Raw genomic sequence first — 18,688 nt, forward strand, 5'->3', positions numbered from 1 at the left:
CACGGAGCACGAGGAGAGACACATGCAAGACGACAAGAAACGCGCCCTGGCCGCAGCCCTGGGTCAGATCGAACGCCAATTCGGCAAAGGTGCGGTCATCCGCATGGGCGACCACGAGCGCCAGGCTATCCCCTCCATCTCCACCGGCTCCCTGGGCCTGGACATCGCCCTGGGCATCGGCGGACTGCCGCGCGGCCGTATCGTCGAGATCTACGGCCCCGAATCCTCGGGTAAGACCACCCTGACCCTGTCGTGCATCGCCCAGGCTCAGAAAAGCGGCCTGACCTGCGCCTTCGTGGACGCCGAGCACGCTCTCGATCCGGCCTACGCTCAGAAGCTGGGCGTGAACGTCGACGACCTGCTGGTCTCCCAGCCCGATACCGGCGAACAGGCCCTGGAAATCACCGACATGCTGGTGCGCTCCAACGCCGTTGACGTGATCATCGTCGACTCCGTCGCCGCCCTGGTGCCGAAAGCCGAGATCGAAGGCGAGATGGGCGATCAGCACGTCGGCCTTCAGGCCCGCCTGATGTCCCAGGCGCTGCGCAAGATCACCGGCAACATCAAGAACGCCAACTGCCTGGTCATCTTCATCAACCAGATCCGCATGAAGATCGGTGTGATGTTCGGCAACCCCGAAACCACTACCGGCGGTAACGCACTGAAGTTCTACTCCTCCGTTCGCCTGGACATCCGTCGTACCGGTGGCGTGAAGGAAGGCGACGAAGTCGTCGGCAGCGAAACCCGCGTCAAGGTCGTCAAGAACAAGGTCGCGCCGCCCTTCAAGCAGGCCGAGTTCCAGATCATGTACGGCCAGGGCATCTACCGCACTGGCGAGATCATCGACCTGGGCGTACAGCTGGGTCTGGTCGAGAAGTCCGGCGCCTGGTACAGCTACCAGGGCAGCAAGATCGGCCAGGGCAAGGCTAACGCCGCCAAGTACCTGGAAGAGAACGACGCCGTCTGCTCGAAGCTGGACAGCCTGATCCGCGACAAGCTGCTCAGCAAGAACATCGTTGAACCGCAGGCGCCGGTCGCTGCAATGGCTGCCGCCACTGGCAAACCCGAGCTGGTGGTCGACAACAGCAACGGCGCTCCGGTCATGGCCGCCAACTCCGGCGACGAAGACAGCTTCGATTCGTTCGAAGCCGACGTGAACCTGGTCGGTGAAGCTGGCCCCCTGGTGCTGGACTCCTCGCCCCTCGGCGGTTCTGCATCTCCGGAGCCCCAACTGCAGAACAGCGAGCTGCCTCCGGAACTCCAGGAAAAGCCGCTACCGAGTGATGCCCCTTCCTGGTACAAGGATGGCTTCGCCAGCGGTAAACTGACCCAGAAGGGCCCGTGGGTCTACCTCAACGGCATCACGGTCACTCGTGGCCACGATGGTGCGATCAAGAAGCTGAGCGAAAGCCCCGAGCTGCGCGCCCAGATCACGGGCTAAGCTGTTCTCGGATCGGCGGGGCCTAGAGCCCCGCCTTTTCTATTCCATCGAGACAAGGAAGCACCATGGAACCCATATACGTTCCCGGTAAAGTCCCCGACGCGGATGCTGTCTTCGAGCACCTGTGGGCCAACCTGCCCTGGGCAGATCGTACTGACGCTCGCCGCGAAGTCTTCTTCAGCGACAAAGGCCTGGCCTACGAGTACGGCTCGGGTGCCGGCGTGCGCCTGTACGAGCCCGAGCTGTCCTGGGATTCGGTCGTGAAGGGCATTCAGCAAGACGCCGAGCGGGAGTTTGGGGTCAAGTTCGAAGCCTGCTTCATCAACGGCTACGAAACCCAGCACCACGCGCTGGGGTGGCATGCCGACGATAGCCCGAGCATCGACGCGACTCGTCCGATACTGGTCTACTCCTTCGGACAGGCACGCGAAATCTGGACGATTCCCAACGACGGAAACCAGGGCGACAAGCGCGCCTACCTGCTCGAGTCGGGCTCGCTGTTCGTCATGCCGGCGGGCATGCAGCAGACCCACAAGCACCGCATTCCAAAACATGACCGTCCCTGCAAGCCACGGATCAGCTTGACCTTCCGGGGCCTGGTCTAGGTCTTGGGATGAAGAGAGGCGCCATTGGGCGCCTTTTTCATTTCTGTGTTATTCGCTATACGTCGCATATATCAAACAAACTTTCTCGAACTTGAAGTACATCATCGTTACTTCGGATGTTAACATCCGCCTATAACAATAAGAGGGACACTATAGTGAGCCACAACTGCTCCAAGTGCGGATCGCACAACACTCATAAGTTCAACTACGAGCACTTCCGCGTCGACTACCTCGACACTTCCATCGACTTCCACGGGATTCAGGGCCATCAGTGCCTGGATTGCCGCAACCTTGATCTGTCGCCGGCATGCCAGGCCAAGGTCGATCAAGTTGATATTGCCATTCGCGCAGGCCTATAGCCGCCGAACATTGCGGGTGCTGGTGATCCATCTGTAAATTTGAGGAATACGCAGGAGATTTCCATGAGCACCAAGCACGCACTGATCAAAGAACTGTTCCAGGTCGACGAGAAAGGCCAGCCTCTGCCCCTATTCGAGATCAAGATCGGCAAGGAGATGACTCCCGACGGTCTGTTCGACAGAAAGCCGATCCTGGAGCTCTCCCACTCCAACTACGCCTACGGGCTGATCAAGTCCATTGACGATGAGGTCAATCGCCTCATGGACGGTATCGGTCAGGCCACCAGCAACCTCGAGGCCGAGAAGGTCGTACAGGACTGCCTCCTGCTTAGCGAGCATTCCAAGAAGTTGGCCTACCAGGCTTACTTCCTGGACACAGCGGACAGGAACTACTGGGTAACGCTCGAATCGCTTTCCAAGGTAGGCAGAACCGAGGTCTTGGGTGGCATGGCCAAATCTCTTGAAAAGCTGTGCTACGGCAATCTGAAGCCTGGCCAGCACCCTGCTCTGCCAGGTGAAGCCAAGCCGGCGCGCGAGAAGGACGATTCTCCGCAGCCGTGAGAATCGTGACCCCAGGGTCAGCACCTGAACAAGGCCACCGCGAGGTGGCCTTTTTCAATCCCAAAATGTGAAGAAAGTGTGAAGTAGTGTCAGCTCGCAGATGCGAAACGTACCGCTTATCGGACTTCACGTTGGAATGATCGCCTAGGCTAAAAGTCGCAGATATATTTCCGGCCATCATTAGAACGACCTATAACAACCTCATCGTGCCTAACGTCGTAGACCTCTATCCAGTTCAGCTCGTGCTGCTCTCGAACCGGTTTTGCATCAGCCAGTTCCCTAATGAGTCGCACGTAGTGGTCGAGAGGGAGCTCAAGCCAGCCCGCATCGTGGGTGATGGCCTCTATGAAACCCAGGACGGGAAAACCCATAGCTCCAGCGACATGCTGGTAGCCAAACAACCCCATTACGACCTCGTTCCGGAGCTTCAGGTGCTCTGCCTGGGTCGCGACGAGCCTATTGCCCGTGACATCCTGGTATCCAACATCAGGCTCAAGGTCGAAAGCCTAAACAACCTCGCTCAGGCTATTTCCTCGGCTTTGGTGAGCGGGGTGACCGTGGTTTCCGAGGACGCGCCTCCGCCACGTTTCCAGCACCGCTAGGACGATCCCTAGCTGCCTCAAGCTCCATCAGCTGGGAGAGGATTTGAGCAACCTCGGTACGCTTCTGATCCTCGATCAGCTTTGCAAGGGCTGGCCTGGCGTCAGTGCGCTTGATAGAGCTCGCACTCTCCGGGATCACAAAGGCCTCTATGCGCCGGCCCATAAGCCCCCGACGCGTACCTTCTAAACCATCATCGCCTTTGATGGCTTGATCCTCCAGCGCCCTGTCCAGGCTTGGATTGTCTATGCCCAGCAGCAGGGCCGGCCCACGGTATGTCGCGTCCAGCCTTCCAACATATTGGCCGGCTGACTTCCCGCAGTCACAGAGCCTCTCCTGCCTGGAAATCAGTTTCACAACGTCGCCGCAGTTCAAGCAGCACAAAAGCTTCATGTGTGCAGGGGCTGCGCCCCTCCTCCATCAGACGATGTTCTTCGGCTGGACTAGATGTCCAGAACGGCAGTTGCGGCCTTAGTCCATAGCTTATCGCTGACCAGGTGGCTGATACAGGGGAGCTTCACCAGCTTGAAGATCTGGCCGGCAAGGCCCTTGTGCTGCTCACAGGCAGCGACAATCGCTTCCTCCGGGATTGTCTCAAGGATTCCTGTTACAAGCCCTGCAGATGCCTTGGATGCCTTCGAGACGAGCGTGAAAACCTTCTCTTCGTTCGGAATCTCTGCGCCAAGGTAGTCAAGGTAGGCCGCGTGCCCATCCAGGTGCATCATCAGGCCGGCGTACCAGTCCGCACCATCGTCGATCAGACGCTTGATGAAAGCCTGATCCTCTGGGCGGTCTCTGCGTTGCTTGAGCTGAAAGTACTGGAAGAAGAGCTCGTGCCCGATCTTAGAGGCAGCGGCCGGCGTGTAAAGGCTTTGCTGCAGCCCACTGAGGGGAGAGCCTGTTGAGGCCGCCAGCGCTTTGATGATGTCGACGTTTCTCGTTCCTGCTGCCATGCAGGAGGTCATGCTCGGGTGCACCGTCAGCTTGTCGTTAGCAAGGATCGAGGCGACATGGGAGCGCTTTTCCAGGGGGTTATAGCGCTTGGTGACGGGGTTCATCATTAGGGCATCGAACCCTGCCTTGTCGCCAGAGGTAAGCGTCGACACGAACAATGCCGAGCACTCCCACTCATCCAGGCTCACTGGGAGAGTGGAGATATCCCTTGTGGCTCCACTTGGCAGCTGCATGATCGACACATGCGGAGTCCTGGCAGCAAAAACCTGCAGTGCCCGCTGTGCAACATCAGGCTCTTTGAAGACCTGAAGCATCACTCTCTCGGTATATGCAGGGTCGACAATAAGGCAGCAGGCAGCAAGGCTGTAGTTCTTTTGAACGACGTCACGAAATGCTCTTCGCCACTCATCAGGGTTATAAGGAAGATATCTATCGACAATCTCGCCTTCAAATTCATCGATCTCCGAATACCTCTTGTCGATGAATTTCACGACATCATCAACTGTGGCTCCTTTCTCCAATGAGGTAAGTAGCTCAAGTGCCCTGCTAGGAGCCATCTTCGTGCTCTTGTCCGAGCCGATCACCAGAGCCTTGACCCACTCGATACTAATCCCACAGTAAAACGCTTGTGATGCTTTCATGTCCTGATCTCTAGGGCAGGCATCACAAGGTGATGCACAGGCTATCTGGTTCGTGCCGGCGGTTGTTGCCGATGGAGCTTTTGAGCTGGGTTGTTCGGATGGTTAGCCTTTTAGCGGAATATTGAGCCGGCCCGGTCATGTGCTCAGATCGACCTCGAGTGCCGACTTCCGCTTGGGGACGGGAATGATCTGTCTGGCCTCAAATGCGATGTAGGCGTCAGCATGTCCCTCGGTGTAGATCACACCGTCATAGCCGGAATCTTCCAGTGCCTTGCGCAACGATACCTGCGGCAGTGCCTCCAGCAGGCCGTAATGGCAGTAGTCGAGCCCCTTGAAGGCGCTGCAGAGCTCAGCCTTAGCCCGGTCACTGACCGGGAGTTCAGCGATCACGTCGGCAGCAGCCTTACCGCGCAGATCCAGCGGCCGGCGAATGTCGAGGTAAACCTCCCGCACAACCGCTCCATAGCACCTGGCGAACCGCTCGCTGGCGGTGAAGTACGCGCCCAGACGGCGCTTATCCAAGGTGTGCACCGGAGCAGTACGGTATCGCACGAAGGCGCCATTGGTGCCGTGGAATACCCTCAGGGGATGCCCATCCGCAGTTCGCACGACCGTCGCAGCAAGCAGCTTGGCCAGCCTGGCCGGCACTTTCGGCTGCGTGTCCTGAACATCACTCATCGAGTGAAGTCCGGGCTTGAAGGGTCGTAGGCACGCTCGCGGCCGATGGCGCTCTTGATCTGGTTCGGGCTGAACACGATCCAGGAGTCTTTGCCCTTGTCCTCATAGGCGTTGCTGTACACCACACCGTCGTAGCCTTTACGCGAGAGGACAGCGGTAATGATCGCACGGCCGTCGGCATCGTCGCCCCCGCACTCGCCCATCCACTCCTCCTGGATCTCGTTGACCTCGGCCTCCGAAAGAATCCCCTGCTCCACCAGGGAGTCGATAATCTCGTCTGGGTGCCACCAAAGGATGTCGGGCAGCCGCACCGGGTTTTGCACAGAGAGGTAGACCGGGAGAATCCGGCACTGGTGATCGTAATCGTCGGTACGGTGCTCCTTCGAAGAAGTGCGACCACTGTGCACCTGCAGGATGTCTTCGGCCGCCTTTGCTGTACCGAAGTGGCTTGAGAGGCCGTAGGTCTCGAACTCGCTAAAGTCGTTCGTGTTCGTGCCGTGGTAAACCACCCGAGGCTGTCCATCAGGGGTGACCACTCGGCTGTTCTTGAACCAGCGCTTGAACCGGTCGTTGTCAGTGTCGATTGCCCGGCCCTGCTGCACAGGAATCTGTACCCTGGACGGGTCAATGAGCAGGCCGGCGGAAAGACCCTGGGTGTTCCAGGCTTCGACATTGGGTGCATACATGGCTCGTAGTGCACCGAGACTTGCCTTGAGCTCGTCGTTGCACTCACGCATGAGCGTGTTATCCACGAAGCGATTCAGACCTTCGAAGTTGAACCTCGGTAGTTCCAGGCTGCAGAGGCTGTTGATCGGGATCTGGCGCAGTTCATCCAAAACTGTCATCTCGGCCTCAAGGATGTACGACTCGACCGCATAACCGAGACAAGCCGTGGTGATGACCTCCCATGCGTTCTGGCCCAGGATATCCCTGCAGTCACGCACGGAGCCCACGCTCAGCCACTCCCAGATATCGGGGGTCAGGCTTCCAAGCGATCCATGCAGGTCGGTGGGCTTCTTCGAAGGTTGCACAGTGACCTTATGCAGATCACCCCATTCACGGTCAATCTTCTCCTGGAGCTGATTCACCGCACGGTGATCACAGGAGTCTGGATATCGGGGGCGGCCACTGCGCAGCCCCAGGAAGACCCTAGCATACCCGTCCAGCAGATCGATCCCGGAAGGAAATCCAGCAGATACCAGCGCTTTGCGCCGGCTCTGCAACAGTTCTGACGCGATCTTGAAGTCCACTTGAGGCATAAACCCCTCAAGAATAGGCTTGGCTAGGCTGAAGGAGGCCCTCACGAGGTCACCCACCAGGTCAGCATCAGATGCACCCTGCAAGTGTACAGCGCCCTGCACATTCAGGCGCTGGCGCAGGAAGTTGGCGAGCTTGAGCTGCTCATCATGCAATTCAGCGTGGCTAGCCTGCTGGCGCTGGGGATCGGCTTGAGTAGAGTACGCGGTCATGATCACTCCTCACATTCGTCTATGGTACGGAGTGAGCGCCAGGATCGGCTATAGATCGGGAATTTCCCTATAAAGGAAATGCTTGTTGAGGCTGCCGTGGCCAGGCATCGTTTCCTTCGGGTCGCCGGCCAGGAGCAACTCCGGCCATGGAGGTCGACCCCTAGTGTCCGCTAGTCTTCTTGCACGCCGGCCCAGCGCCGGCCGATGCAACCTCTCATTGAACCTCGACTTGCGCACTCGATATGCTGGATGCATAGACACACGTGCGCGTGTGCAACTTTTTGAGGTCTCTGCATGCTCCCTGAACTTGAAATTCCAAGCTACGACTACCTGAAATCGTCAAGCCTCGCTGGAGACCTTCGCCGCGAATACCACAGCCTATGGCTGGCGCTCAAAAACGATGAAGGCTACGTCAATGCCACCTTCCCGAAACGCAAACAGTGGAGAGAATTCGGGGATCGTTCTCGCAGTGAACATGAACGTCGCTCCATGATTGAGCATAAGCTCCAGACATTTGCGAAGCAGAGAAACGTCGAGGGAATTCAACTCGCCGCCGAAGCCCATGTAAGCCTTTCCATCCTCGAGCGTTACAGCGAGTACTTGGATGCACCCGGCCTTTGGGAACAAGATCCCTACGACATCTTCAGGGGAAAGCTTTTCCCGAACGTCCTTGAGCCATTCAATGGTCTCTTCAGCCGTGAAGGCAATGTCACAGCAGACTACGAAACGAAGCGCGAGGAGACTATCGACGCCCTACTCATGCTCGACTCGAGGAAGTACCTTCGTGACCCGAGGTACGTAGCCAAGTGGGCCCGTGAAATCGAGAAAGAGCACTGGCTCGTGTCCAACGAGCAAAATGCCTTCGCTGTGATTGGCTATCTTCTCGATCTCGGGATGCAAAACCCTGTTTGCCTTGACCAGTTCCACAAGCAAGGTGCCAAGGTCGAGAAGCGCGCCCAGGCCTTCCTCAACAAACTGGAGAAGAACATCAAGAGCGAGCAAGATCCGCATAAAGCTCTCTCGCAATCCATGTTCCTCCAGGTCTGCGTAATGCTGGCGCTTGAGAGGAACCAACCTGTCGATTTGCACCACCTTCTCGCGTTCATCAGCTCGCCAAAAATCAACGCTGAGCGCGCGCAGAGGGCGCTCGAGGGGTACGAACACAAGGACGCCATCTCGTCCCAGCTCTACAACCTGACCGTCATGGTTGATTCACCGCTGGAAATTGCTATGGGAGCTGGTACAAAGCCAACTGCCCTGGCGTTCCTAGGCATGATGAAGGATGACCGCCTGTTGACCTCGGAAGCTGCTGACGCACTGATTGCCCCGCTTCTGCCCTATTTCAAGCGCCTGCTGGATGACCCTGCGCATGTTGCTGCGTTTCTGAAATCAAAGTACCAGGTCAACTGCCCATCCGTAGTTCAGGCGATTCTGGCCAGAGGACACGCTTTTACGAAAGACCCTATCTGCCTAGTGAACATCTGCAGACGGAACGAGTTTGCCGACTCCCTGGTTGAGCAGCTGACTGCGGGCCTGGTCAAGGACGACAAAGCCGCGTTCTTGACCGGCCTAAACGAACAGGCTGCGGACATCATGGTTCGAGAACTCAGCATTTCGGAGAATTGTGGCGTCTGCCTTGCCGACCTTGCTCCTCACAGTAGGAAAGCCGCGTACCTGAATGATCCCGAGCGCTTGCTGAAGCTGGCCATGGTTGGTGAGTTCAATCAGGGCAGCAAGACAGTTGGTTTCAAGTCTGGCGAGAAGGCTGATTGGCTCATCAACTGGGTACGTATCTGGGTCGCCCAAGACAAGGAAGGCTTCCTGGCGGGCCTCGATGACGAGGCCGGCGACCTGCTCGCGCGATCCAAGTTGGACATGAAGCTTGTTGGTCTGACGGTGCATGACCTCAGGGCTACGAATTCCAATGTCGCCTATACCCAGTCCATGGCAGACGTGCTGCAAATCTGATGGGGCTCCGGCCTCCTATCGTACCCGAGAAGCGTAAATGACTCAGACCATGAGCCACATCGAACTCACCGAGCAGTTCTTCGAAGCCAGGCGTTATGTCAGCCAGGCGGCCCTGGAAGGCGACTACGACTCCGCCACGTTCAGAAACTACGTCGGTCGAATGAAAGAGGTAATCAGCCAGGCGCTCCTGGCCGGCGAGATCGGCCTTGTAGGGAAGCTGGCCAGTGACGCCACCAGGGCAATTGACCACGATGCCAACGTCAAGCTGAAGCTGAAGAAGCCCGATCTGCTTTACGTGCTGAACGAGATCCCAACTCGTTCCTACGCTGTCATGCAAATGGTTAGCACAGACAGAAAGGTTAACCTTGCCATCATCGATTCCCTGGGCCGCGCAATGTCCAAGAACTGGAGTGACGACACTCACTCTTACCAGCTCAAGGAGTTCATGACGAAGCTTGGCAAGGTGAACGAAGGTCAGGACTGGGCCCACGCAGTCCATGTGCTGAGCGAGCGAGCTGGGTTCAGGAGCATGCAATCCCCGATTCTGGAGTCCCTTGGCTACCTACCACTGAAGGTGGCAGAGAACAACAAAGCAACAATGCGCTTCCTGACTGATCAGTTCATCGCATCGAAAGGGAAGCTTGAGACGCAATCCCACGATGAACGAAAAGGGAAGCGCGGGCTGCTCTTCTCGGACATCGAGGTATTGACTCGTCTGGCTGTTGTCGCAAAGCCCTCAGAGCTGGTACAGATCAGCAATCAGATGTACCACATGGAGTCCAAAGAGAGCGGTTACCTCCCGCGTATCTTCAACCTCCTTCCCAAGACGGCCGAGAGCGTTAAACCCTTCAAGCAAGATCTGGCTGATGAATGGGTATGGGATGACGACAAAAAGCACATCAGGCGCGCATACCTTCGCGAGGCGCTGAGGGCTGACAGCGAGCTGCCGATCATCGCGATGACCCTCCAGAACCTGAGGGACATCTACAGCACGAACGAGTACCTGCCTGAAGAAGCCCAGGCTTCGCCGGCAAAGGTCGCCCAGGCAATCGACCATACGTTCCGTGCCATCGAAGAAGAGAAGCGTAAGCGCGGCAACGTCACGAATGCCACCCGAGACACCGAAGGCCTCAGGTTCAAGAATGGCATCAAGAACGTGGCCAGAGACGACGCACTGGAGCTGTCTGACTGCTACGCCACCTATGAGGCCGTCAAGGCGTTCGAAATCTGAACCTCTGGACGCGAAAGGCCGGCTTATGCCGGCCTTTTTCTTGCCTGGTTACAGGCCGATCCTTGCCAGACCATCCAGGGCAGCCACCCGGTAGCCTTCCGCCATGGTGGGGTAGTTGAAGGTCGTCCGGGTGAAGAACTTCACGCTGTTCCCCTCACCCTCCTGCAGCATGATCGCCTGCCCGATGTGGACAATCTCCGAGGCCTGGTAGCCGAAGCAATGGATCCCGAGCACCTCCAGGGAATCGCGGTGGAAGAGGATCTTCAGCATGCCGGCCTCCTCCTCGGAGATTTGCGCCCTGGCCAGATCCTTGAAGTAGGCACGCCCCACTTCGTAGGGGACGCCCTCTTTGGTCAGCTCGGACTCGGTCTTACCCACCGAGCTGATTTCTGGGATGGTGTAGATCCCGGTCGGGACGTCGGAAACAGTCCAGGCGAGCGCCGGATCGAGCATTGCGTCGACGACGGCCCTCCCCTGGTCGTAGGACGCGCTTGCGAGGCTAGGCCACCCGATGACATCCCCTGCAGCGTAAATGCCGCTGGCGGCCGTCTGGTAGGCCTTATCCACGTCGATCTGACCTCTGCTGTTGGCGGAGATGCCTACCGACTCGATTCCGAGGCCGTCGGCGTTGCCAGTCCTGCCATTGCACCAGAGCAGGAGATCACCACGCACTGTCTTGCCAGACTTGAGGTGCACCACGACGTTATCGTCATTGGCCTCGAGCCAGTCGAAGGTTTCGTTGTGCTTCACCACGACATTGCCGCCGCTTAGGTGGTAGCTCAGCGCAGCAGAGATTTCATCATCGAGGAAATTGAGCAGACGGTCACGGGTGTCGATCAGGTCTACCTGAACGCCCAGGCCGCTGAAGATCGAGGCGTACTCGCAGCCAATCACCCCGGCCCCGTAGATCACAACACGCTTAGGCGTGTACTCCAGGCCCAGGATGGTGTCGCTGTCGTAGACACGGTGATGGGTGAAATCGATCTCAGCGGGCCTGTAGGGGCGCGAACCGGTAGCGATCAGGGCGTTCTTGAAGGTGAGGATCTCGCCACCGTCCTCGGTACCCGGCTGGACTACCCGGATTTCACGGGAGCCGACAAACAGGGCCTCCCCCTTGAAGAGCGTAACCCCGCTTTCGTTGAACTTGGCCATCTTCCGGGCGGCCTGGCGCTGGGTCACACTGGCGGCCAGACGCAGGACGTTGTCGAAGTTGATGCTCTTGGCAGACTCGGTCATCTGAAAGAGATGGCTCTTGGAGGCCTGGATCAGCTTGCGCACCCCATGGCGCAACGCCTTGGAGGGGATCGTACCCTTGTGAGTGCTACCACCACCGATTGCGTCACGCTCAACCACGGCCACACGGAGGCCCTTGTTCGCTGCTTGGATCGCAGCTCCTTCTCCGGCCGGGCCGGAGCCTATGACCACGAGGTCAAACATCTGGCTGTTGTTCATCAACACTCTCACAGGTCACGCGCCTGCAGACCAGGCGCAAAAAAGCCGGCATCGCCAACCTACTTACCTATCGGCGAAAACCGGCCATTCCTGGAGGAAAAGGTGCGCTGAGGGCTATTGGAAGTTGCCCATACCAATCGACTTCAGGTGCTCATTCCGCCTGTTCTCTTGCTTCCTGATCTCCTCTCGATCCTTCAGGTCGACCGGGCGCGCGGTCAGGAAGTCCTCAAGCTCAGCATTCGAAGTGGTCAACTGCTCCCACTGAGCCATTCCATCGACGAAGCTGGAAAAGCAGAACCGCAGCCCGAGGCTACTTCGGGTGACATGGAGCCCAATCGCAACCGTCGAGAAAAGCTGGATCAAGACCGCATAGGTGCCATCCTCAAGCCTCTTTGCCCCTCGGTAACCCTGAGCCCTCAAAAAAGCGGTGTGCTCGTCCTGGGCCTCAGGCGGATTGATCACCTTCTCCAGTTCGGGGTTTGCTTTAAGTTCGAGGTCAAGGTCGGGGTACATGTCGGAAGCTCCTACGCTTCCTTAAATTTAGCACCCCTGCGGCCCTCGACGAAACCACGCAGCTTCTGATGGTACTGCTGTACCAGGAAGGATCGGTTGAACCGGTCGCGTTCCTTGTACTGCTCCACCAACCGCAACTTCTCCTCTTCGACCTGCTGGAGACGAATCTTCAGTTTGTCGACTTCACTGGCGAGCCTGTGCTCGCTGGCGCGGGTGATCTTCAGCTCGTGCAAGAAAGCTTCGTCGAGCTTCTGCCGCTGAGTCATCCGGCGTCCACGGCGCAGACCAAGCTTGGAAAAGGGCCACATACGATCACCGTCCGTAGGTAGGTTTGGATGCAAATCACGATGCACAATTATAGATAAATTGCAGAAGCTGACAAGGCGCCAATTCCCCTGAAATGCTTGTCCCAGGCGGCCAATTGATATAACGTGCGGGCTCGTAACTCGGTGGATTCATCATGCTCAAAAACCTGCTGGCGGCTGCTGTCCTGGCCACCATCATCGGCATCCTTCTACACGACCACGTTCCGGCCGGCGTCCTGGTCATGATGGAGCTCGTTGTGCTTTCGGTGTTCTTCGCACCTCGGCAAGAAGAACCATGGTCGCTACGTTATATCGTTGCATGTGAGGCAACGTCCAAAGTGATGGGCGCGGGGATCATGATCGGGATTCAATGGCTGTCCTTCGCGGTGATGGAAGTCGCGTCGGCCATCGGTGCGGCATATCGCTGGGTGCGTAGCCTGCGCAGCGCTCCGCAGCCCAAGGGGCGACACAAGCACCGGGTCGCGCGTTTCAGTGATGAAAGTGGCCAGGCAAGCCGGGTAAGATCGAAGAGTACCTCAACCTCGAAACGCAGGGCCTCTAGCTGATGTCCTGCACTGGTGCCCCATGCGCAATATTGCCCTGCTGATCTGCATTTCCCTTCTCGCCGGCTGCTCGTGGAGCAATCCAGTTCGCTGCAGCGACGTGGCTGGCGCCACTGGCGCATTCCTCAGCGTGATGACGGCTGGAAACTATCCGCTTAACCGGATTGCCAACGACAGCGTCTCGGGCCGCTGCGATTAAGCGAAGAGATCGATCTGTGCCGAGTCGGCCTTCGGCGGGATGAACTTGTTCTCCTCGGCTGCAAGCTTCGCAAGCACATCTTCCAGGGTGATTTCGCCCAGTAGCACCTGAAGTACGTGGCCATGACAAGCGGATGGGTCGCACGTGCACTCGAGCACCTCTCCCCTTAGGCCCTCGAGGTTATCCAGAATCCACTGCCGGCGGTCGGGCTCGATGATCGCGTAGAAGGGGTTCGTGCCGCGCAGCCATTCGTAGTAGCCGATGACTGCTTCACGACGAGTCTCAACTGCCACGACGCCAATAGCCGAGTTGCCCAGGAAGAACGGGTTACCGAAATGGAAACCCACGCGCCGCCTGGCGATAGAGACGGTGCCTTTCTCCTTGTAGCGGTTCACAACACGCGTTGGCATGCAGAATCCTGGAGTGCAGTTGGACTTCGCCATTCTAACACCGGACTTAGGCCAGCCAGCAAGGGGGCTCAGAGGTTGTACTGACGGCGCAGATGCTGCGCGTAGGAGCTCGCTTCAGAGCTTCCCAGTGCATGCGCCCTATCGAGCCACTTGAGCGCCTCGGGGATGTCGTTGAGGGCCGGGTCAGTATAGGCCTTACCCAGGAGCAGGAAAGCACGTTGCTCCCCCAGGCCGGCTGCTTCGCGGAGCCATCTGATTGCCCGCTGTGCCTGTCCTGTTGCAACCAAGTGCTCACCCAGGGCTAGTTGGGCCTGTACGTCGCCGGACTCGGCATGCGCCTCCAGGACTGCATACTTCGTTGGCACCGGCTTACTGTCCGGGATTTGATTGCGGTGCAGATCGAGTGCTGGCACAACACTAGGAGTGTTGGCGATCTTCGCCCGGTCTTCCGGCCTCCAGACCTCCTCTTCCGGTGTAACCACAGACCACTCACCGCCCATCTGTGAAACCCGATGCGGTTTGCCGGTCTGGACTGCCAGTTCTTTGGCCTTCTGGACTGCTTCGTGTCGGGTCATGTTCTGCGCGGTTCCAAACCTGTTGATCAGGGCTAAAGTGTATCCCCGATCAGTGCATGGCGAAATACCGGCTGCCGGCGCGCCTGGCATCACAGCCCAGGCGCGCCTCACCGCGTCACACGATCATCTTGGACAGCTGCTTGCCACGCCGATCCAGGTGCTTCCACTTCGCCTTGAAGGAGGTGGAATCAAGGCCACCAAACATGCTGGCGTTGCTGTGCACCTCGCAGAGCCCAGTCAGGAGCAGTGTAGCGGCCTCGGGCCGACTGGCGAACTCCTGCAGATCATCTGCCTTGAGCAGATGGATGTCCATGTCCAGCTCCATCAGCCTGGCTACCTGCTCACTTCCACCCACCCTCCTCCAGGTCTCGCCGGAAACTCGGGCGTGGTCAGGGAAATGCGCCCGCCCTTCTTCGTCGACGACACGGCAGTAGGGTTTCCCACAGTCATGCCAGACCTGATAAAGGGTGGCGTCCTGGTCATCTACAACACGCTCCCATAGCCCCTTGTCGCGGGCCCAATCCGGGATTTTCCACTCGTACTGCAGGGGAGTCCCCTCGAGCACATGTGCTCGCAGATCCTGGTAGTAGCGTCTCACCGAGTGCCCATGCTCCAGAACCGACTGTCCCTTGGCTTGCTCTGTTGCCTGCATGTCGAGCCTCAGCTGGTAAAGCTGAGCCCCTTCATGCTGCGGACTAACCCGCTTAGAAGAGCAAGCCTGCTTCGACCACAGGCTTCAACACGGCAATGGCCTCGTCGAGCATGGCCGGCGTCATCTTCACGCGCAGGGTTTCAGTGCGGTCTTTACCCTCGCTGAGCGCCTTCGAAACAGCCTGCAGGTGCTGCAGTTCGTTCTCGATGTGCCCCAAGGCGTCGGCGCCGTTGGCACTGATGTTGGTCTTACGGTAGTCGGCACCACGCAGCGCAGCGTACACGCCGTAGTCACGCAGACTCAGTTTCTTCGGGCGCACGCCGTGGGCCAGCATCGGGCGCTTGAGGTTTTCCGGGTCGGTGAGGCGGGCCTTGTAGGCGGCTACCAGGGCTTTGCGGGCTTCATTGAAGGGTACGAATTCATTGGTCATGGTGATTCTCCACTTGGGTTTGGTTAGGTTCAGAGACACTGGAATTTCTTGGTGATCGGGCGCGCCTGGGCCTTGGTACAGGGCCCAATAGCGCATGCAGTGATGATCGGGGAGCCGTCGAAATGCGGCGGCATGACATGTGTCCGGTCGGCAACGAGCGCGCACGGCAAGCCGAGCTCACGTGCCTGGACGTATGCTTTGACGAGTTGCTGCTGGTTTTTTGCCTTCAACGCGACTTTCGAACCGCGAGTTTCGTGGTTCTCGTAACGCTCGGCGATTTCAGGGACGAGGTGGCGGGCGCATTTAAGCGAATATTCGAATGCGTGGCCGTTCTGGGCAGATGCTTTGCCAGCATCCATCTCAAGGGACGTCGGGACGATTGAGTAGATGTAGAGACCTTCTTCAGGTGCCTCATCTTTTTCGCCGCCGGCAATGAGCTGTGCAAGCTCATCGAGAGGCATCGACAGGACGTCGATGTTCGCGAGGGGGTCGGAGTACGGTCTAATCCGCTTAGAAGAGCAACGACATGATGGTGTCCTCGATTAGGTGATTGGTCTTAACAAAGTGCCATAACGTTTAGGGTGGCACAAGCCCCCTTTTTAGCCCCTGGAGGCAAGGGCAACCTTACCTCTCAGTTTCCAGAGAATTACTCTGGAGAATAATGATAAAGGAGCTATGCTCACAAAATCGCTATTCTGAATTTGGCTCTCGAAACAGGACTCGAACCTGCATCCTTCCGGGTTTGCAATCCGGCTGCTCCACCAATTGAGCTACTCGAGATCTGTGACGAAAATCTTAGTGCCACATTGTCATGGTGTCAATAACCACATAAAGGAAATCTTCAACTTTTTCCGAACTCCCAACCTGGAACCTCGCCGTCACGCACATCAACCTTGCCCTCTGACGGCTTCCAGCCGCGTAGCAGCGTCGTCGACATCGCAGCGTTGAGCATTGTCAGGCGGGCCTGCTGATCCCCAGGCCATTCGACATCGGCCTCAGCTTTGACAGCCCCTGTGTCGATGGCAAAGACGTTTGCCAGCTGGCGCATCCCCGTCGTCTGGATCGTGTGGCCAACGAAGATGCGGCCGATGCCCGGTACCGCCTGCTCGATGTCACGTTCGAGTCGTTTACGGCCCCAAAGTGCTTCAGCGACTACACGCTCATCTTGTTTGGCAACCGATGCCTTGAAGTCCTGCCAGGACATGCCGAGCGGCACCTCAGCATGGACGATACCAAAGGGGCCGCGAGGTGTGGCCACCTCCATGATCAACGGGAGCTTGCGTAGTTCGGTGATGATCTGACGGCGAGTTTCCGGCTCGACGTCTAGCCACCAGTGCATACCGTTGCCAGGGAAGCGCTGGACGAGCATGTGCAGAAGGTCTTCAGGCGGATCAACGTCGTCCTTGTAAAGGTCAATCAGCATGTCCTCGTGATTGCCCCTGATCGAGTAAACCCATGGCTTCGCCAGGAAGTTGAGCACCCGATGTGAGCCACGCCCCCTGTCTACCAGATCACCGACCACGAACAGCCTGTCCACCGCCGGATTGAACTTAGCCGCCTTCAAGGCTTCGATCACCAGGTCGTAGGCGCCGTGAATGTCCCCCACGATGAGATCGCGGCCGGCCTGGTTTATCGGCACGTACATGATGGGGTCGCAGTAGAAGGTCGACATGATCGCTCCGGTATTTGCGTTTTCACCATCTTAAGTTAACCTGGTCTACTGCGTCACTTTTTCATTGGAATTGTTGGCGCCCATCTGCCGTCTGCGGCAAACCGAGACGGCGTAGCGATAAAGGAATCCCAGTGATCATCAGAAGCAAGAAGCGCGACTACTACGACGGCGCAGTTGGCTTCGGCATCGACAAGGGTGTCGTGTACGAGCGCACCGAGGTGAGGATCGACGATCCTCTCTACGTGAAAATGCCGGCGGAGGACAAGATCAAGCGCAAGGTAGTGACTGACGCTGTCGACAAGTGCATCGAGGCCACCAAGCGTATACGCCACCCTGGTTTCGATGAGATGGCCGTGGGCTTCTGCGGTAAGATCTACCTGGGCCTTATGCCAGGGCACCCCCACATCAGCATGGATTACCTGCGACCAAAGCCTCCGAAGAGCGATGGTCGTGCATACTGGGTTGAGAAGGACTTTGCGCCCAACGACCTCACCTCAAGGACGCCGGTACACTTCTACGACCCGAAGCAGTACACCTACACGGCTGAGCAGTGGCTGGCCGAAAACTCGAAGACCAGGGTGTTCGACAACCTGGATACCTTCCTGGCGCTCGATGCACCGGTATGGGTTCTCTTCGGGCGGGATCTGTACATCAACCCCTGCCTGCAGACCTATGGGTTCCAGCGCATGATGGACTCCATCACCGCGTTTCAGGAGGTCAGCATGTTCGTCTCGGGTGTTCTGGCCACCGCCAAGCAGCAACCGATCCCCCACACCCCTGACCGCCTGATGGCAGCCGCCAAGGGATTCGACGAGCACAGCTTCAGGAAGGGCCCTTCGAAGCGCAAGTCGAGCTGATTAGCTCTCCTGGGGCGCCTCCAAGGTGATCCTTGCGTTGCCCATCACTGGGAGCTTCAGGGCCGTCGAGTTGATGCAATATCGGCCGCCGGCTCTACCCTCCGGGGGAAACCACTCCCCCAGCCTGGCATCGCAGGCACTGCACCTCGCCCAGTGGCGCACAACCCCGCCTCTCTCTGCCGGATGAAGGTAGATCCTGGAACGCTTGATTGGCTCAAGAAAGCTTGGCCACCCGGTTCCAGTGTCTGCCTTCGTCTTTGAGGAGAAAAGCGCAGTTCCGCAGCACCTGCACACATAGGTACCAGCTGTGAACACCTCGCAGAACTGCCCCTCGAAAGCCTTGTCTGACTGCCCGAGCCGGCACACTCTATACTCGTCTTCAGTCAACAGCTGGCGCCAGTCTTCCTCGCAGGTCACGCAAATGATCCTTGGGTAGCGTGGCATCTCCGATCCCATGTCTACGCCGGGAGGGGGATTTGATTTGCCTGTTTTCTGCGATGGCCTAAACCAGCCCAGTAACCTGTTCAGCATAAGTCTCGTCGTCCTGTAGGAA

At 58.0% G+C, this 18,688-nt stretch carries 21 protein-coding genes, 1 tRNA gene and 1 pseudogene; 9 read left to right on the forward strand and 14 right to left on the reverse strand.

The window, feature by feature from the left end; genetic code table 11:
- Positions 1-22 precede the first annotated feature (22 nt).
- The 4 genes and pseudogenes from recA to HNP46_RS00190 form a co-directional block, all read left to right on the forward strand.
- Positions 23-1,012, forward strand: a pseudogene (recA, locus tag HNP46_RS00175) (recombinase RecA); the annotation flags it as partial.
- A 494-nt stretch (positions 1,013-1,506) separates the two neighbouring features.
- On the forward strand, positions 1,507-2,046 hold the full coding sequence (locus HNP46_RS00180) for an alpha-ketoglutarate-dependent dioxygenase AlkB (protein ID WP_184585504.1): 540 nt from the start codon (positions 1,507-1,509) through the stop codon (positions 2,044-2,046).
- A 422-nt stretch (positions 2,047-2,468) separates the two neighbouring features.
- The gene (locus HNP46_RS00185) at positions 2,469-2,966 is read left to right on the forward strand and encodes a hypothetical protein (RefSeq protein WP_184585505.1); all 498 of its coding nucleotides are present in this window, start codon (positions 2,469-2,471) and stop codon (positions 2,964-2,966) included.
- A gap of 206 nt (positions 2,967-3,172) precedes the next feature.
- Positions 3,173-3,568 carry a hypothetical protein gene (locus HNP46_RS00190; RefSeq protein ID WP_184585506.1) on the forward strand — a complete coding sequence of 132 codons (396 nt, stop codon included), beginning with the start codon at positions 3,173-3,175 and terminating at the stop codon, positions 3,566-3,568.
- Positions 3,569-4,009: 441 nt separating this feature from the next.
- Here HNP46_RS00190 and HNP46_RS00195 read toward each other — a convergent pair whose 3' ends face one another.
- The 3 genes from HNP46_RS00195 to HNP46_RS00205 all read right to left on the reverse strand — a co-directional run bounded on the left by HNP46_RS00195 (position 4,010) and on the right by HNP46_RS00205 (position 7,308).
- Positions 4,010-5,161 carry a hypothetical protein gene (locus HNP46_RS00195; protein ID WP_184585507.1) on the reverse strand — a complete coding sequence of 384 codons (1,152 nt, stop codon included), beginning with the start codon at positions 5,159-5,161 and terminating at the stop codon, positions 4,010-4,012.
- 135 nt (positions 5,162-5,296) lie between these two features.
- Positions 5,297-5,839 carry a hypothetical protein gene (locus tag HNP46_RS00200; RefSeq protein WP_184585508.1) on the reverse strand — a complete coding sequence of 181 codons (543 nt, stop codon included), beginning with the start codon at positions 5,837-5,839 and terminating at the stop codon, positions 5,297-5,299.
- Entirely contained in the window at positions 5,836-7,308 is a 1,473-nt protein-coding gene (locus tag HNP46_RS00205; RefSeq protein ID WP_184585509.1) for a hypothetical protein, read from the reverse strand. The genes HNP46_RS00200 and HNP46_RS00205 overlap by 4 nt, the downstream gene beginning before the upstream one ends.
- A 294-nt stretch (positions 7,309-7,602) precedes the next feature.
- On the opposite strand from HNP46_RS00205, the gene HNP46_RS00210 reads away from it, so the two are divergent.
- Both HNP46_RS00210 and HNP46_RS00215 read left to right on the forward strand, forming a co-directional pair.
- The gene (locus HNP46_RS00210) at positions 7,603-9,276 is read left to right on the forward strand and encodes a hypothetical protein (protein WP_184585510.1); all 1,674 of its coding nucleotides are present in this window, start codon (positions 7,603-7,605) and stop codon (positions 9,274-9,276) included.
- A 49-nt stretch (positions 9,277-9,325) separates the two neighbouring features.
- On the forward strand, positions 9,326-10,507 hold the full coding sequence (locus HNP46_RS00215; protein ID WP_184585511.1) for a hypothetical protein: 1,182 nt from the start codon (positions 9,326-9,328) through the stop codon (positions 10,505-10,507).
- Between the two features lie 48 nt (positions 10,508-10,555).
- On the opposite strand, the gene sthA is transcribed toward HNP46_RS00215, so the two are convergent.
- The 3 genes from sthA to HNP46_RS00230 all read right to left on the reverse strand — a co-directional run bounded on the left by sthA (position 10,556) and on the right by HNP46_RS00230 (position 12,780).
- On the reverse strand, positions 10,556-11,959 hold the full coding sequence (sthA, locus tag HNP46_RS00220; RefSeq protein WP_260403052.1) for a Si-specific NAD(P)(+) transhydrogenase: 1,404 nt from the start codon (positions 11,957-11,959) through the stop codon (positions 10,556-10,558).
- A gap of 114 nt (positions 11,960-12,073) precedes the next feature.
- Entirely contained in the window at positions 12,074-12,472 is a 399-nt protein-coding gene (locus HNP46_RS00225) for a hypothetical protein (RefSeq protein WP_184585512.1), read from the reverse strand.
- 11 nt (positions 12,473-12,483) lie between these two features.
- Positions 12,484-12,780 carry a hypothetical protein gene (locus HNP46_RS00230; protein WP_184585513.1) on the reverse strand — a complete coding sequence of 99 codons (297 nt, stop codon included), beginning with the start codon at positions 12,778-12,780 and terminating at the stop codon, positions 12,484-12,486.
- 152 nt (positions 12,781-12,932) lie between these two features.
- On the opposite strand from HNP46_RS00230, the gene HNP46_RS00235 reads away from it, so the two are divergent.
- The gene (locus HNP46_RS00235; RefSeq protein ID WP_184585514.1) at positions 12,933-13,343 is read left to right on the forward strand and encodes a hypothetical protein; all 411 of its coding nucleotides are present in this window, start codon (positions 12,933-12,935) and stop codon (positions 13,341-13,343) included.
- A 19-nt stretch (positions 13,344-13,362) separates the two neighbouring features.
- On the forward strand, positions 13,363-13,539 hold the full coding sequence (locus tag HNP46_RS00240; protein WP_184585515.1) for a hypothetical protein: 177 nt from the start codon (positions 13,363-13,365) through the stop codon (positions 13,537-13,539).
- Here HNP46_RS00240 and HNP46_RS00245 read toward each other — a convergent pair.
- The 7 genes from HNP46_RS00245 to HNP46_RS00275 all read right to left on the reverse strand — a co-directional run bounded on the left by HNP46_RS00245 (position 13,536) and on the right by HNP46_RS00275 (position 17,278).
- Positions 13,536-13,949 carry a DUF4326 domain-containing protein gene (locus HNP46_RS00245; RefSeq protein WP_184585516.1) on the reverse strand — a complete coding sequence of 138 codons (414 nt, stop codon included), beginning with the start codon at positions 13,947-13,949 and terminating at the stop codon, positions 13,536-13,538. The genes HNP46_RS00240 and HNP46_RS00245 overlap by 4 nt on opposite strands.
- A gap of 68 nt (positions 13,950-14,017) precedes the next feature.
- Positions 14,018-14,524, reverse strand: coding sequence for a sel1 repeat family protein (locus HNP46_RS00250; RefSeq protein WP_184585517.1), 507 nt, complete (start codon positions 14,522-14,524; stop codon positions 14,018-14,020).
- Between the two features lie 115 nt (positions 14,525-14,639).
- The gene (locus tag HNP46_RS00255; protein ID WP_184585518.1) at positions 14,640-15,176 is read right to left on the reverse strand and encodes a hypothetical protein; all 537 of its coding nucleotides are present in this window, start codon (positions 15,174-15,176) and stop codon (positions 14,640-14,642) included.
- Positions 15,177-15,228: 52 nt separating this feature from the next.
- Entirely contained in the window at positions 15,229-15,606 is a 378-nt protein-coding gene (locus HNP46_RS00260) for a hypothetical protein (RefSeq protein WP_184585519.1), read from the reverse strand.
- Between the two features lie 29 nt (positions 15,607-15,635).
- Positions 15,636-16,067 (reverse strand): aminoacyl-tRNA hydrolase, encoded by a 432-nt coding sequence (locus HNP46_RS00265; protein WP_184585520.1) that lies wholly within the window; start codon positions 16,065-16,067, stop codon positions 15,636-15,638.
- Positions 16,068-16,308: 241 nt separating this feature from the next.
- Positions 16,309-16,386 (reverse strand) — tRNA-Cys (locus HNP46_RS00270).
- 61 nt (positions 16,387-16,447) lie between these two features.
- Positions 16,448-17,278, reverse strand: a complete 831-nt coding sequence (locus HNP46_RS00275; protein WP_184585521.1) for a metallophosphoesterase — start codon at positions 17,276-17,278, stop codon at positions 16,448-16,450.
- Between the two features lie 131 nt (positions 17,279-17,409).
- Between HNP46_RS00275 and HNP46_RS00280 the strand changes: the two genes are divergently transcribed.
- On the forward strand, positions 17,410-18,135 hold the full coding sequence (locus HNP46_RS00280) for a hypothetical protein (protein WP_184585522.1): 726 nt from the start codon (positions 17,410-17,412) through the stop codon (positions 18,133-18,135).
- Here the strand turns inward: HNP46_RS00280 and HNP46_RS36130 are convergent, their stop codons facing one another.
- Positions 18,136-18,666 (reverse strand): peptide-methionine (R)-S-oxide reductase, encoded by a 531-nt coding sequence (locus HNP46_RS36130; RefSeq protein WP_409372390.1) that lies wholly within the window; start codon positions 18,664-18,666, stop codon positions 18,136-18,138. It lies immediately after the preceding gene.
- Positions 18,667-18,688: the final 22 nt, after the last annotated feature.

The sequence above is a fragment of the Pseudomonas nitroreducens genome (genome assembly GCF_014204515.1).
Lineage (GTDB): Bacteria > Pseudomonadota > Gammaproteobacteria > Pseudomonadales > Pseudomonadaceae > Pseudomonas > Pseudomonas nitritireducens_A.